General features: G+C 43.0%; 12 protein-coding genes and 1 pseudogene. 7 read left to right on the top strand and 6 right to left on the bottom strand.

All coding sequences use genetic code 11. From position 1 onward, the window contains the following. Positions 1–107: 107 nt before the first annotated feature. The 5 genes from UF75_RS01655 (at position 108) to UF75_RS01635 (ending at position 7646) form a co-directional block, all read left to right on the top strand. Positions 108–2027, top strand: coding sequence for an APC family permease (locus UF75_RS01655; RefSeq protein ID WP_197079297.1), 1920 nt, complete (start codon positions 108–110; stop codon positions 2025–2027). A gap of 216 nt (positions 2028–2243) precedes the next feature. Beyond that, the gene (locus UF75_RS01650) at positions 2244–4889 is read left to right on the top strand and encodes a sensor histidine kinase KdpD (RefSeq protein WP_045572858.1); all 2646 of its coding nucleotides are present in this window, start codon (positions 2244–2246) and stop codon (positions 4887–4889) included. Between the two features lies 1 nt (position 4890). Continuing rightward, positions 4891–5574: a response regulator gene (locus UF75_RS01645; protein ID WP_045572857.1), complete on the top strand. Its 684-nt coding sequence runs from the start codon at positions 4891–4893 to the stop codon at positions 5572–5574. Between the two features lie 74 nt (positions 5575–5648). After that, complete coding sequence (locus UF75_RS01640; RefSeq protein ID WP_156146167.1) at positions 5649–6983, top strand: TrkH family potassium uptake protein; 1335 nt, start codon at positions 5649–5651, stop codon at positions 6981–6983. A gap of 12 nt (positions 6984–6995) precedes the next feature. Then, positions 6996–7646: a TrkA family potassium uptake protein gene (locus UF75_RS01635; RefSeq protein ID WP_045572856.1), complete on the top strand. Its 651-nt coding sequence runs from the start codon at positions 6996–6998 to the stop codon at positions 7644–7646. Between the two features lie 283 nt (positions 7647–7929). Here UF75_RS01635 and UF75_RS26730 read toward each other — a convergent pair whose 3' ends face one another. The 4 genes and pseudogenes from UF75_RS26730 to UF75_RS01625 form a co-directional block, all read right to left on the bottom strand. Beyond that, a complete protein-coding gene (locus UF75_RS26730) occupies positions 7930–8511 on the bottom strand; it encodes a 4Fe-4S dicluster domain-containing protein (RefSeq protein ID WP_242860071.1) in 582 nt (193 codons plus the stop codon). 25 nt (positions 8512–8536) lie between these two features. Beyond that, positions 8537–10006, bottom strand: coding sequence for a molybdopterin-dependent oxidoreductase (locus tag UF75_RS29785; protein WP_082074967.1), 1470 nt, complete (start codon positions 10004–10006; stop codon positions 8537–8539). A 234-nt stretch (positions 10007–10240) separates the two neighbouring features. After that, positions 10241–10690 (bottom strand): annotated as a pseudogene (locus tag UF75_RS29780) (sugar diacid utilization regulator); the annotation flags it as partial. A 446-nt stretch (positions 10691–11136) separates the two neighbouring features. Further along, entirely contained in the window at positions 11137–11403 is a 267-nt protein-coding gene (locus UF75_RS01625) for a hypothetical protein (RefSeq protein ID WP_156146165.1), read from the bottom strand. 184 nt (positions 11404–11587) lie between these two features. Between UF75_RS01625 and UF75_RS01620 the strand changes: the two genes are divergently transcribed. Further along, on the top strand, positions 11588–12037 hold the full coding sequence (locus tag UF75_RS01620) for a ferric reductase-like transmembrane domain-containing protein (RefSeq protein ID WP_045572854.1): 450 nt from the start codon (positions 11588–11590) through the stop codon (positions 12035–12037). Here the strand turns inward: UF75_RS01620 and UF75_RS26720 are convergent. Both UF75_RS26720 and UF75_RS01615 read right to left on the bottom strand, forming a co-directional pair. Then, positions 12019–12261: a hypothetical protein gene (locus tag UF75_RS26720; protein WP_197079301.1), complete on the bottom strand. Its 243-nt coding sequence runs from the start codon at positions 12259–12261 to the stop codon at positions 12019–12021. The genes UF75_RS01620 and UF75_RS26720 overlap by 19 nt on opposite strands. Before the next feature lie 46 nt (positions 12262–12307). Beyond that, positions 12308–12655 (bottom strand): YggT family protein, encoded by a 348-nt coding sequence (locus tag UF75_RS01615; protein WP_045572853.1) that lies wholly within the window; start codon positions 12653–12655, stop codon positions 12308–12310. 238 nt (positions 12656–12893) lie between these two features. Here UF75_RS01615 and cooS point away from each other — a divergent pair, with 238 nt between their 5' ends. Then, complete coding sequence (gene cooS, locus UF75_RS01610; protein WP_045572852.1) at positions 12894–14807, top strand: anaerobic carbon-monoxide dehydrogenase catalytic subunit; 1914 nt, start codon at positions 12894–12896, stop codon at positions 14805–14807. Positions 14808–15161 lie beyond the last annotated feature (354 nt).

Below are 15161 nucleotides of genomic sequence, written 5' to 3'. Positions count from 1 at the left end.
TAGATCTATAATAAGGCTACATTAGTAATGAAAAGAGGTTAGCATATTGACAGTCGAAGCTTAGTAGTGGGTTAGTTTGTCTTATAAAGAGAGAAGGTGTTGTGACTGTGGCTAACTTCAATAAATTATTTGGATTAAAACTTCGCACTCTTATCTTAGGTCATCCTCTATCGACCCAAGATGCCGATGAAGCTAAAGTGGGTGTCCTCGGAGGAGTTCCAGTTTTCGGATCAGATATTATTTCTTCACAGGGATATGCTCCAGATGAGATCTTATATGTTCTTTTGCTGGCAGGGTCTCTAGGTTATGCGTACATTTTGAAAACGTCACTGTTTATTGTCTTGCTAGTGATTAGTATTTTTCTTGTTTATCGTAAAGCAATCCAGAAATATGCAGAAGGTGGTGGGTCATACACAATCGCTAGAGCATATTTGGGTGAAAACTTCGGTCTTATTGCGGGTGCAAGTTTAACGCTTGATTATGTTTTGACGGTGGCAGTAAGTGTTAGTTCTGCGATAGAAAACTTAACTGGGATTATGCCGTGGTTAGCCCCGACCGAGCATAAAGTTTTAGCAGACTGTTTAGTGATTATCTTTATGGCATGGATAAACTTACGTGGTTTGAAAGAGTCTGCTCGATTATTTTCGATTCCTGTGTACCTGTATATTGGGACCTTAGCATTATTAATTGGAACTGGCCTAATTGAGATTTTAGTCCATGGTGTAACTCCGACCGCGGTAGCCACTGGGCATCTTGCTTCTTCAACGGTAAGCGGTGTTACTTGGTTTATCTTAGCGCGAGCATTCGCAGGAGGGACAACGGCGCTAACTGGATTTGAAGCTGTTAGCAATGGGGTAACTGCCTTTAAGAATCCTTCGCAAAAGCGTGCTATTCAAACCTTATTGATTTTGGCGATTATTGTTTCACTAGGGTTAATCGGGTTGACTTATTTAGCTGGTGCCTACCACCTCGTCCCGGCAGAAGGGAATACCATTCTCAATCAGTTAGGTTTAATTATTTTCGGAAAAACCCTTCCTTATTTTGTTTTAATGGCAACCGCTGCTGCAATTTTGGTGATTGCCTCGAGTACTCCCTATGCTGGTTTGCCGATATTATTAAGCTTAATAGCCAGACAAGGGTATGCCCCAAGATATTTTAAGAATTTAGGGGATCGATTAGTTTATAGTGTGGGGATTTGGACTTTGTTCATCGTATCTAGCTTGCTGATCATTATTTTCCACGGGGATACCCATTCGATGCTTCCGCTCTATGCAATTGGTGTGTTTATCTCGTTTACATTAACGGGTATAGGGCTTGCCAAGCATACTTGGCAAGAGAGAAGAGGGAATTGGAAGCTTGATTTTATGATTTTCAGCTTCGGGGGAATCGTTTCGTTCCTCGTCTTATTGATCTTTATAATAACTAAATTTACGCAAGGGGCTTGGATTATTCTCATTATTATGCCACTCCTTGTTTTGATGTTCCGCGGGATTCACCATGTTTATCAGGGGGAGATACAAGATGTTAGGATAACCTCAGAAGCCTCCCAAGAATTCCATAACTTCGTAATAAAAGTTAAACGACGAAGGGCGCACATTGAGCCGGCTGATTATAAGAATAAAATAATTGTCCCAGTCTATGATTTAAACTTGATTGTCTTAAAAACCTTAAAATACGCGTATGCTCTAACCCCTCAGACCACAGCTGTCCATATTTCCTCAGATCCAGTTCGAACAGCAAAGTTGCTTAAGCATTGGGCAGAGCATCATATTGAAATCCCTCTAGAAATTGTAGAGTCCCCCTATCGGGCGACTGTCCACGATTTATTAAAGTACCTTGATAAAGTTGAAAAGAATGGAAATTATGATACAATCACATTAGCGATTCCAGAATATGTTCCAGAGAAATTATGGCACAATATCCTTCATAACCAAACTGGGCAATTGATGAAGTTAATGTTACTTTTCCGTAAAAGTATTCTTGTTACGAGTGTCCCTTATAATCCTGTTCTGAAAAAGCATCTTTAGGTAATCAAACGATAATTCCTAGAAAGAGGGGCTTGACGCTCGATTAGCGTTTAGCCTCTTGTTCATGATCCATAAATCTTTATAATTTCTTTATGGTCTTTACTTTAATTTTTACGCCTTTTATATGAATAATAGATCTATAATAAGATTGCATCAGTATGAAAAATTTCGCCTGTTAGACAATAAAGAGATATGCGGAAATAACGAGGTGATGTAATGGCAAAGGGAAAACTTACAATCTTCTTAGGGGCAGCTTCAGGCGTCGGAAAAACTTATGCGATGTTAGAGGCTGCCTTAGGTAGATTGTCGGAAGGTATAGATGTGGTTGTGGGTCTGGTAGAAACTCATGGAAGAGCGGATACCGAGGCTATGCTCAAAGAATTAACAGTCATTCCCTGGGGAACAAGAGATTATTTAGGTAGGACTTTTCACGAATTGGATTTAGATGCTGTCTTGACACGTCGTCCTCAACTGGTTGTGATTGATGAACTCGCCCATACTAATATCGAAGGATCTCGGCATAAAAAACGTTACATGGATGTCAAGGAATTATTGTCAGCAGGAATCAACGTTTATACTACCTTGAATATTCAAAACTTAGAGACACTTAATGATATAGTGACTCAAATTACAGGAATTACCGTTCAGGAAACAGTTCCTGACCAAGTTTTAGAAGCAGCGTCTCAAATTCAATTGATTGATATTCCGCCCGAAGAGTTAATCCAAAGGTTAAAGGATGGTAAGGTTTACGTTCCTGGCCAGGAAACAGAGGGCTTCAGAAACTTCTTTCGTCCGGGCAATATCAATGCTCTGAGGGAGTTGGCCCTTCGCTATACTGCGCAACGAGTAGATCGTCAGCTAGAATCCTATAGGCGAATCCATGGGATTGATGGACCCTGGGCAACGGGAGAAAAGATTTTAGTTTGTATAAGTGCTAGTCCTTTTTCAGCGCAGTTGATTCGGATTGCAAAAAGAATGACTGAGAAGGTACAAGGAGAATTATTAGCCGTTCATGTCGAAACCCTGCGTCGCTTTCCCAGTAGTGAATCGGAAAAAGATTCAATGGCCAAAAATCTTCGTTTAGCAGAGGAACTGGGAGCGGAAGTCATCGGGCTAACTGGAAATAGTGTAGCTGAAGTTATTTTGGGGCTGGCTAGAAAACGCAATGTTTCGCAAATACTCATTGGGAAACCTCAGCATACGCGCCTTTGGGAGATAATTCATGGATCAGTCGTGGACAAAGTGATTCGGCAAAGCCAAGGCGTTAGTATTCATGTTATTCCTGGTAACCAGCAAGAAGCAGGGTCAGCTCAAATTCAGACATTGGAGATAAGGAATTCTCCCAAACTAATTCCCTATCTTGCGTCTAGTTTGATGGTTATAGTGATGACGTTAGTGTTGACCTTGGTCAGTCCATTTCTGGGATTGGTTAATATTTCTTTGGCTTATCTACTCCCTATTCTATTAAGTGCAGCTCGCTGGGGAACCCTTCCCGCTATTGCAACGGCGTTTATGGGGACGATTGCCTTTGATCTCTTTTTTGTTCCGCCAATTTTTAAATTTACGGTGGCTGATCTCCGTTACCTCATCAGCTTTGTTATCTTTATGCTGGTGGGCTTGATTACCGGAACCCTATCGGAAAGGTTAAAAAAACAGGTCAATTATTCTCGGCAGCGGGAAAATAGTATTTCAGCCCTTTATTCCTTAAGCCGTGATATTGCAGCAGTCGATAACCTAGAAGCTGTATTAGATTGTATTGTTAGTAATGTCTCCGAAACATTAGAGGGGCAAGTGATGTTGCTACTACCTAATGAAAAGGCTCAATTAGTACTGAGAAAGCACTCAGGATTGAACGACTTCTTAGATCAACCTGAATTCTCAGTTGCCACCTGGGTCTATGAAAGGGGACTCAAAGCGGGTTATGGAACGGAAACCTTGGGTACAGCAAAGGCTTTATATTTGCCGCTACGTACAGAGCAGGGAACCCAAGGAGTTCTCGGAATTTATATTAAAGAACGCAAAGCACAATTTGATCCTGAGGGAATGCGATTATTAGAAGCTTTTACGGGATTATCTGCTGTGGCTATTAATCGAGTCAAATTAGCAGAACAAGCCAGAGAGACCCTTACGTTAGTGGAGTCGGAACGTTTGCGCACAGCACTTTTCAATTCGCTTTCTCATGATTTGCGGACACCCCTCGCTTCCATTATCGGGGCCGTTACCGGGCTTTTAGAAGATCAAAATGTTGTCTATAGTCCTGAGGTCCGCAAGGAATTGCTCAAAACAATTCTACATGGGGCTGAACGGATGAATCGTTTTATTAGCAACTTATTAGATATGGCACGCCTAGAAAGTGGCATGCTGAGCTTAAAAAAGGATTGGTGTGATCTCCAAGATATCCTTGGGGTAGCGATTAATCGGCTTGGAGACACCTTGACTCGACGACCGTTGGATATTGATATCCAAGAAGGACTCCCTTTGGTCCAAGCTGATGGAATTCTGATAGAGCAGGTATTGATCAACCTGTTGGATAATGCCCTTAAGTACTCCGAAGCCGCTAGCAAAATATTGATATCGATTCGGCAACAAGAAAGGCAACTAGAGATCGTGATTGCTAATCGGGGCCCGAATATTCCTGAGACGGATTTAAGCAAGGTCTTTGATAAGTTTTATCGACTCAGTTCCCCTCTCCAAGTGAGCGGAACGGGGCTTGGATTGGCTATTTGTAAAGGACTAATTGAAGCACATGGCGGGGATATTTGGGCGGAAAATAATAAACTGGGCGGTGTGACGATTACGTTTACCTTGCCGTTAACCGACCAATGTTTTGGGATAGTGCCTGAGATGGATGAGGGAGAGTAGCATGGAAAACAAAGGTCAGCGGATTTTGATTATTGATGATGATACGCAGATTCGGCGATTTTTACGGGTGGCTTTAACTAGTCACGGATATCTCGTAAAAGATGCTAAGACAGGTGGCGAGGGCCTTGAAGCGGCTGTGATGTTTAGCCCAGACTTAGTCGTCTTAGATTTAGGGTTACCCGATCTTGATGGACTCGACGTCATGCGTCAGTTGCGAGAATGGTCAAAGGTGCCCATTATCATTCTTTCTGTCAAGGAACAGGAGAATGATAAAATTGCGGCCTTAGATTTTGGTGCGGATGATTATGTAACGAAACCCTTTGGAATGGGTGAATTGTTAGCTCGAATTCGAGCGGCAATGCGTCACATTGTCGGGGTAGAAGAACAGCCCGTGTTGCATTTCGACGATGTGACCTTTGATTTATTACATCGGCGGGTCACAAGGGATAATCACGAAATTAAACTTACCTTAACAGAATTTGAGATTGTAAAAAATCTAGCGATTAATGCAGGAAAAGTGATGACCCACAGTTTTTTGCTTCGCACTGTATGGGGACCGTCTTATGAGAAAGAAGTACAGTACTTGCGTGTTTATATTGGTCAGATCAGGCGAAAGCTGGAACGAGACCCATCCCGCCCTCGGCATATTATTACGGAACCAGGAGTGGGATATCGTTTGCTATAAATGTATCGGGGAATTAGGCTAAATGACAATTATAAATTAATTTTTATGGCTATAGATCTTGGAGGGAAAAGGGATTGAACGCATTAGGGAAAATCATGACACCATCTCGAGTTTTAGTGTTTGGATTTGCGGGTTTTATTTTGTTTGGGGCGTTATTGCTGACCTTACCTCAAGCAACTCAGGATGGATTGGGCTTACCCTTTTTGAATGCCGCCTTTACAGCAACCTCAGCAGTTTGTGTTACAGGGTTAGTGGTGGTGGATACAGCGTCGACCTTTACGCTCTTTGGACAGTGGGTGATTCTTTTCTTGATTCAAGTGGGTGGACTTGGGTTTATGACCTTTGCCACCCTATTTGCCATGCTTTTAGGGAGAAAAATTACTCTTAAGGAACGCTTGTTATTGCAAGAGGCGCTAAACCAAGTTTCTGTCGAAGGGATCGTTCGACTAACTAAATCTATTTTAAAGATTTCCTTTGCTATTGAGGCAATGGGGGCCCTCATTCTAACCTTACGCTGGTATTCCGATTTTGGTTGGAGTAAAGCGCTTTATTATGGGGTCTTTCATTCAATTTCAGCGTTTAATAACGCGGGCTTTGATCTCTTCGGTAATTTTTCTAGTCTGACTGCATTCGTCGGAGACCCCATCGTTAATATTACGATCATGCTTTTGATTATTTGCGGGGGCTTAGGCTTTATTGTTTTGGCCGATCTCCTAGGACCACGAAAAAGGTTTAGACTTCATACGAAAATTGTTCTTCAGGTTTCCGTTGCCCTGATCTTATTAGGGGCAGTGTTTATTTTGATTATGGAATTTACTAATCCAAAGACCTTAGCACCACTCCCTTTTGGAACAAAAGTTTTGGCAGCTTTCTTCCAATCAGTTTCTCCTCGAACGGCAGGATTTAACACCATCAATCTAGCGGGTATGCGTGACACAACGTTACTCTCGATGATTGTGCTGATGTTTATTGGAGCTTCTCCTGGGGGAACAGGTGGAGGAATAAAGACAACGACCTTTATTTCGATTGTTTTATCAGTGTTAAGTACCTATCGCAGTGATCCTCATGTAGTTTTAGAGGGGCGGACTTTGCCTAAGGATGTTATCCAAAAGGCTTGGGCAATTACGACTTCAGCCGCAATTTTGATTTTCTTAATATTATCGATTCTTTCATACACGGAAAACTCAGATTTACTAACCGTGCTTTTCGAAGTAACATCCGCCTTTGGGACCGTGGGCCTTTCGTTAGGAATTACGCCCACTCTTTCCTCAGTGGGTAAAATGGCGATTATTTTGACGATGTTTATAGGGCGGGTTGGGCCGTTGACCTTGGCATTTGTACTTTCCCAGAAAAAAGCTAAACAAGTAGCCCATGTCAAGTATCCAGATGAACGAATCTTGATTGGATAGGAGGAGAATTAAGTGCGCAAACAATTTGTAGTTATTGGCTTAGGGCGATTCGGAACAAGTGTCGCTAAAACTCTCACTGCTTTAGGTCACGAAGTTCTTGCGTTAGATAAAAACGAACATGCCGTCCAGGTTATAATGCAGGATGTGACACAGGCGGTACAGGCCGATGCACGTGAGGAGGAGACGCTCCGAGGGTTAGGGGTGCGGAATTTAGATGTAGCGATTGTAGCGATTGGGGATGACCTTGAAGCAAATATACTGATCACCCTGATGCTCAAAGAAATGGGCATCCCCTATGTTGTCGCTAAGGCCCAATCGATCCAACATGGAAAGGTTTTGGAAAAAATTGGGGCAGACAAAATCGTTTACCCTGAACAAGATATGGGGATTCGTCTAGCCAACAACCTGATTAGAACCAATGTCATGGATTTCATAGAATTGTCCTTAGATTACAGCATTTTTGAAATAATTGCGCCAGCAAAGTTTGTCAATAAGTCCCTCGGCAAATTGAATTTACGGGCAGTTTATAATATTAATGTGGTGGCGATCAAAAAAGGCTTAGACCAGATTGTCATTGCCCCAGGGGCAAATTCAGTCGTTGAGGAAAAAGATATTTTAGTCATTGTCTGCAACAAAAAGGCTCTTTCTAAGTTACCGGAGTAGATAGGAAGCTTAGTAATTAGACTAATTAATAGTGAGGTAACCTGAGACAAGATAGAAACTAGAGTAAAAAGCGTAGATTAGCGTAGTCCCAAGTTTATTAGGATAAGTTCGGGAATATAATAGAAATGAATAAGGACCGTGCTGCGTGTTGCATCAAACAAAATAAAGGTATATAATAATATTAGCAAGGTTTTATGAATTTTACGTTCATAAAGTTATGAGTTGTTCGAAATTACAAAAAAGTGACCCGTTTTTTGTACAAAATTACAAAGAACGGGTCTTGCTATTTTTGTCCTTCTAATTTAACTCTTCGGGGTGTCAGGTAATAAACTGAGGGATTCGTAAGCCGTAAACCGGGCAGCGGTGCTGTCAGGCGGATGAGTTTGTCAGACGGCAAAGCGTGGATTTCAATGAGTCGCAGAGCACCGGTCGGACAAGCTTTAACACAGTAAGGAGATAGCCCTTGATCAATCCGTTCGTGGCAGAGCTGGCATTTGCTTGCCTTGCCAGATAAAGGGTGAATTTTAGGCACATTAAAAGGACAGGATGACACACACGATTTACAGCCGGTACATTTAGCCGGAATATGGGTAACTATTCCATCACGGCGCTTAGCATAAGCACTATTGGGGCAGACTCTCAAACACTCGGGATTGGCACAATGATTACATGCGATCGAGAGATAAAATTTGCGTATGCCTTCTGGCTCACGCTCTTCAATGGTGCGGATTGAACGCCAAGTGAGGAGAGACGGCAAGCGGTTATTAAGTTGGCAAGCGTTAACACAAGCACCGCAACCTATGCAACGGTTGGTATCTAAAACAAAGCCTAATTGTTTGATCGTTTTTATCTCCTCCGTTAGCAAGTTTGGCTAGATTCGATAGGGAAATTTACGGACTTGTCAGTCGCCTTAGGTTAACAAAGGTCTCGTTGATTGCGAATCCCGGTGCTCCGGTGGTTTCAGATCCCATGTCGGTGAGATTGGATTTGAGTAGAACATTTAGGCAAGGGGCCTTTTCTTTAAGAGTTCCCTGATAAATTATCACCACATCGGTGGGTATCATTGGATCAAGTAACAACCGAACCTGCAGGCTTCCGGATTCATTGAAGAGTTCGGCCAGGTCCCCTTTTTTTAGTCCGTAGTCTCGGGCTAGTTCTGGGTTAAGTTGTAGTTTATAACAATCTGGTGCAATATCCTGATAGGATTGGGAATTGATCATCGCTGAATGGTGAGGGGTTAGTAAACGCAGGGGGGCATCCCTTGGTGGTATTTGCGCTGGTATATACGACGGAAGTGCAGGAAACCCCACAGCGGCAGCACTGGTTGAAAAGAACTCAAAGCGTCCGGAAGGAGTGGCAAACTTGCGTTCGACCCAAGCAGTTGGGGATAAGTTTGCTTTCACTGGCTGGGCTAAGATTTCTTCAGGTTTGGTTAACCCGAGTAGCTGGAGTAGAGCTGGACTAAGTTGTTTTAACATGGTTTCCTTCTCGGAACCATGGGTGGGGAAGGCGCAACTGCCCGGTTCCAGTTCGTTGAGTTTCGCTGAAACATTCCAGGCAATTTCTAGATCGGATCTTGCCTCTCCGACAGGAGGGATCGCAGGCTCATTGATCCCAACCCAATAATGCCAGTAACTGGAGTTTAGATCCCAGTGTTCGTAATGAGTTGTGGCAGGTAAGAAGATATCTGCAGCCTCAGCAGAAGTGGTGAGGGAGAGGTCGTTGACCCCCCAGAGAATGATATAGTTGGCATTAACCATGTCTTCCGGGTCGTTCGAATAGAGAGTGCCAAAATCATAGGTTTGAGCGTCGATCCCGGCGGGCCAACAAGGGGTTCCCAAGGCCCGGGTAGTATAACCTATGCTGGACATGGTTCCGTCCGCTCCGTAGTGGAGAATGCCGAAGTTGCCTGAGTATTTGTCAAAACAAATGGGTAGAGTGGAGCCGTAGCGTTTTTTTAGATCCAGGATTTTCTTGGCGATGGTGTTCATTGCTTCGTCCCAGCTAATCCGTGTCCAGTTGCCGGAGCCACGGGGGGTCTGTTTCATCGGATATTTGACGCGGTCAGGGCTATAAACACGCCGGGTGTAGGTATACCCTTTAAGGCAAAGTTTGCCGTTCGTGTAGCCCTGTTTAGGATCCCCTTCGACCTTTTTGAGAATTCCGTTTTGTACAAAGGAGATTTGCGCGCAAGTGTCATAGCAGTTGCGTGGACAGACGTTGCGGAATTCTTGTACTTGAGCGGTGCTATCCGCTGCCGCAGCAGGGTTTAACTTCGTCAGCATTTGAAAGCTAAAGAGACTGGCGCCGGCGGCCGTGGCTGCCGTTGCACCGATAAATTGGCGGCGGGAGATTTTCATGAAGAGTTTCTGTGCCGCTAGGTTATGGTCGCCGTTGCAGAGATAGTAAGTTAGAAGAGTTTGTTCGAGTTCGACGTTGCCGTCTCGATCAAAGTCCAAGAGAGGTTTCAGGGTCTCTTGACGAAAATCTTCGAGTTCTTGGTGCTCCAGTCTTTGAAGCAGGCGCATGATACCTAGTTCACTAAAGGAGGTAAGAAGTTTGTCCGGATACAAAAGGCGACCAATTTCTAGGGCGGATCTTGCCTCTTGAAAACTGCGGTGAATCTCGCGAGCCGTTGGGTAAAGATTGCCTAAGCCAAAGAAGAACTTGCGGCCTGGGAATATAGTGTCTGCAACTTTCCAGAAGGGTTGAAGGAGTTGTTCAGCAGTGGTAGTCGTTAGAGATTGAGCTAGCATCTCTTCCAGCGGAAAGAGCAAAACGACTTGATCATTGCGTTCTAGACAAATTGCACCTGGGTTGCGTGAGACTTTCGCTATTAAGGTGCTCAGACGTTGTCGTTCGGCTGGAAGTGGTGTAAAGTTTTGAATCTCGCCCACAGCGACTAAATGAGGTTTGCTAAAGTCCCAGCCCCAGAGTTTGCCGCGCGAGCTGATGACTTCAAGAGAATCAAAGTTATTGTATAGCAAGTCAAAAAGAAAGTCGCGATGGTGGAGACGTTCGTTTTCATGGATACTTTGCTTCATTAATAATTCAAACGTCAAGAGTGGAGCGGCTTTAGTAAGGAAATAGTGCTCCACACTTCCCAACTTCTCCTCTAAAATTGTCAGGCCCAGATATCCCAGAATACCTTGTTGGCTAGAAAGTGGGCACCAGGTTAAGGGGATGTCCTTATTGGAGCCTTTCCAGGAACCCGCAAATAAATTAATAAATCTTGCTGGAGAGGTCGCAGGAGTGAACGCAGGAATTTTGGGAGGAAGGAAAGAGACCGGCTTTTCAGGTAAGTATTCTCCACCGACCCAAGCTAAGACGTCTAATTGATTGTCTAGGAGAAAGATGTCATAGCCCAGAATGGTCTTGAGCTTGTCGACGATTGAGTAACTATGCTGGTTTGACAGATTCTGAGAGAGCAGTTGAAAACCTTCTTCGCAAGCCACCAAAATGCGACCTTGTAGTTGTTCAAGCCAGTTTTCTACATTCGAGCAAAAGTCGTTCCAAGTCGATTCTGGTTGGGTAAGATGAATTTAAGAGGGTGTTGTTGTATGATTGAACCACTTGCTTGGGAGGGTAAAGCAATGATCTGCAGTATCAGTTCATTATTCACGGGGAATAGATGCGCTTCGCAGCCGGGAAAAGGGAGGATGTGATCTTTTTCACCTAGGCGCAAGCTATGGATAGAGAACTCACTGATATCTTGTTCAGGAGTGTCAAGAACAGGAATTACCCTTAAATTAAACATAACGATCAAGTGTCGTAAGGTAATTCCTTGTGGTAAGTTAAATTCATAGTTTCACCTCTTAACTATCTACGAAAAATCACTATGATTATTGTTAAATTCTCCAAAGGACTCTCATGGAGCACCGCGAATTGGTCATGTTAGTGAAACTAACAAAAATTAATTAAATCGCGGGAGATGTTGCAAGTTGGGTTCTTTATTTCTTATGGATGTTTTTAGATCTTCAATGTCGCTGGAGCTCGCCCGAAAATCGGGAGGGTACGTTGCTTTCTTAATAGCCGTAATTATGTTATTTTCTGGTATTAAGTTTGTTTTTCTTGAGTTTGCCCAAAAAGATGCCGTACGTAGTTTGGGATATAAAGTCTTCGTGTTTTTTCATGAATTAATTGGTTGGTTTATAGTTATCTTAGCAGGTTATCATAGTTTGTACTATCTCTATTATTACTATAACGTTCATGTCATGGACCTTCCCATGATGACAACAGGTCTTGGTTCCTTGATCTGTGTAATTATTATAATGTTACTGGGTAAGGATTTAACATCCAAAAATCATGTGTTTAAGTCTTCTTATAAAATCCACGTTGTGGTTCTCATCGTAGCAATAATTCTAATACTATATCACTTGAATGTCAGATGAAGCAGAGAGAATTTACGCAACTTAATCTCTCCGCATTCTCTGGTCAGGTTTCTGCATTCTCGGCAGGTAGTCTTTGTCCAGAGTCTTTCGTCAATTTTCCGGACGGCTTCCTCGATGGCCCCTGAATCAATGGGTTTCCCATTACCGAGTTCTTCTAAGTCAGAATCGCCGTAGTCATTGTGACAGAACAAGCTAATAACTCCATCAAAAGTTTGTCTGTGCAAGCAGTAAAAATTGGAGACATTGTCGCCGTAGCGGTCAAGGTTAACTTTAACGGATCTCAGTGCCTTTAGCAGGCCTACTAATTTCGATCAACTTAACAATCCCCCAGGCGATAATCGCATAAACAATCATGGCGATAATGGTCGTTGGCTCTAAGATTGACTGGGCCTCAATTCCTTTAGTGACAGCCGATCTAAAAATACCAGTAAAGGGAATTAAGAAGGCTTGGGATACGGAATAAATGAACGATACAAAAGGGCTTTGAGGGTTAGCTCCTAAAAGTTTGAAGATTAAGCGAAAGGCGAATAAAACTTCTAAAACCCCTAAGACATAATAAACAATTCGTTTAGCCTGGAGATTTTTCGGGTCGGTGTTTATCGCAGTACTTTCATTCATTGATGATTCCTCCTTGTAAGGTATAGAGTCAAACCTCCGCTTAAAGTAAGTCTCTATATTATCTTTCCATATTTGATGGCAACTATAACAAACAGGATGATAATCTGGAAAATTAGTCATTAAAGAGCTATCCATAGTTGGATAGAAAAGTAGGCATGTTAGTTTCTTTGTGTATGTACATATTTACTATTGTGGATGAGCAAACTTTCTTATAGTAAGAATAAAAGGGGGATCGGGAATGACTGAAACCATACTGGAGAAGACAGAAGGCAGGGCAAGTTATCATGACTCTGTGGAGCAAATGTTAGTACGTATCCGGGAAGACGGTATGTCCAATTCCTTCGATCGATGGACTGAACAGGAGAAGATTCGCTGTAAATTTTGTCTTCAGGGCTTAAGCTGTCAACAGTGTGCCCAAGGGCCTTGTAGAATCAGTGAAAAGGGAGGACAGGATAAAGGAGTCTGTGGAATCGGTCCCGATGCCATGGCGATGAGAAAGTTGCTGCTTCAAAATATTATGGGAGCAGGGACCTATAGCCATCATGCCTATGAGGCTTTCAGAACTTTGAGAGCAACTGGAGAAGGGAAAACTCCGTTTAAAATTACGGATGTCAATAAACTTAAATGGATGTGTGAAAAACTTGAACTCAATACGAATCAGGATACTAACCAGATGGCCATACAATTAGCTGATCTCCTTAATGCACAGATGAATATCGGATCAGACGAGCCTAACCTTATGGTCGAAGCATTTGCTCCGAAGAAACGAAAAAAAGTCTGGAAGGATTTAAATATTTATCCTGCAGGAGCTGTTCATGAAGAACAAAATTGTGTCGCAAGTTGTTTAACCAATGTCGATGGAGATTATGTTTCTTTAGCGCTTAAAGCCTTGCGCTTGGGACTTTCAACCATCTATAATGCCCAGATAGGGCTGGAAATGACTCAAGATATTTTGTTTGGTACGCCCACACCTCACGAAGTCAACGTTGATTTAGGGATTATGGACCCTGAGTATATTAACATCGTGTTTAATGGTCACCAACCATGGCCTGGTGTAGCAACTATTCAAAAGGCCAAGATGGCCGAAGTCCAAGAGCGGGCAAAAGCGGCTGGAGCGAAAGGGCTTAGAGTCGTCGGTTCGATTGAAACTGGTCAAGAATTGATCCAAAGATTTGGAATGGATGAAGTCTTTGTCGGTTTAATGGGGAACTGGCTCACGATTGAGCCACTGCTGGCAACTGGGACAGTGGATGTCTTAGCGATGGATGAAAACTGTTCTCCACCAGCCATTGATATGTATGCTGAGCAATATCAAATAACCTTAGTGAGTGTCAGCACGATTATCGGTGTCCCTGGTCTCCAACATAAGATTCCTTATCAACCGGCAGAAGTCAATGCCATGGCTGATCGACTGATTGACTTAAGTATCGAAAACTTCAAAAAGCGCAAAGGGAAAGTTATCGCCAAAGTTCCTGAAATCACACAAAAAGCAATTGCTGGATTCTCCACCGAAGCGGTTCTAGGAGCCCTCGGCGGTAAACTAGATCCACTGGTTGATGTCATTGCCGCTGGAAAGATTAAGGGTGTAGTTGCCTTAGTAAGTTGTTCAACGATCAGAAATGGTCCTCAGGATTGGAACACGGTCAATCTCGCTAAAGAACTTATCAAGAAGGATATCTTGGTAGTAGCCGCCGGCTGCGGTAATCATGCTTTAGAAGTGGCTGGGCTTTGTAACATGAATGCCGTTAATTTGGCGGGCAGTGGCCTTGGAGAAATATGCGGTGCCTTAAAAATCCCACCTGTCTTGAGTTTCGGAACCTGCACGGATACTGGAAGAATCTCAATGCTCGTCACGGCGCTGGCAGATCATTTGGATGTTGATGTACCGCAATTACCGATTGCAGTGACTGCTCCTGAATGGATGGAGCAAAAAGCGACAATTGATGGAGTATTTGCTGTAGCATATGGGGCGTACACTCATCTCTCTCCAACACCTTTTGTTACCGGCGCTCCTCAACTTGTCAAATTACTGACGGAGGACGTGGAAGGGTTAACTGGAGGGAAGGTTGCTCTCGGGGATGATCCTGTTGAGGTTGCTAATGGCATTGAAGCGCATATTATGCTTAAGAGAATAGGTCTAGGGTTAAGTTGAAATTCTAAAGGGGTTGTCTTAAATGATGTCTAACGACATTCACGAAAAAGACGACTCCTTCTTTAATAAGCTTACTCTAACTTGTTGAATTACTATCAGAAGATGTGGAAGAGTTAATTGGAGGGAAAAAAATCCTCGACTCGTTGTTAAACCGTCGAGGATTTTTACGTTTAGATTGTCCTCGTACAATTTTGCGAAATCAATGGGCAGTTTTTGCAAGATCTGAAGTGGCCAAAGGACGTGACTGAGGAACTCAGGGAAAGAATTAAAAGAGCTTGAACGTTTGACAAAACAAATTTTAGATTATAGTATTTAATTTGAATATTCCTGTATACCTGTATATAACACTATATC

The sequence above is a fragment of the Desulfosporosinus sp. I2 genome (assembly GCF_000960765.1).
GTDB lineage: Bacteria > Bacillota > Desulfitobacteriia > Desulfitobacteriales > Desulfitobacteriaceae > Desulfosporosinus.
This window is presented reverse-complemented; position numbering and strand designations above follow the sequence as displayed.

What these genes read in the sequence shown, in the direction of transcription:
- UF75_RS01650 (WP_045572858.1), top strand. Translation starts at nt 2,244, where the DNA reads ATGGCAAAGGGAAAACTTACAATCTTCTTAGGGGCAGCTTCAGGCGTC.
- UF75_RS01645 (WP_045572857.1), top strand. Translation starts at nt 4,891, where the DNA reads ATGGAAAACAAAGGTCAGCGGATTTTGATTATTGATGATGATACGCAG.
- UF75_RS29785 (WP_082074967.1), bottom strand. Translation starts at nt 10,006, where the DNA reads ATGAAAATCTCCCGCCGCCAATTTATCGGTGCAACGGCAGCCACGGCC.
- UF75_RS01625 (WP_156146165.1), bottom strand. Translation starts at nt 11,403, where the DNA reads ATGTTTAATTTAAGGGTAATTCCTGTTCTTGACACTCCTGAACAAGAT.
- UF75_RS01615 (WP_045572853.1), bottom strand. Translation starts at nt 12,655, where the DNA reads ATGAATGAAAGTACTGCGATAAACACCGACCCGAAAAATCTCCAGGCT.
- cooS (WP_045572852.1), top strand. Translation starts at nt 12,894, where the DNA reads ATGACTGAAACCATACTGGAGAAGACAGAAGGCAGGGCAAGTTATCAT.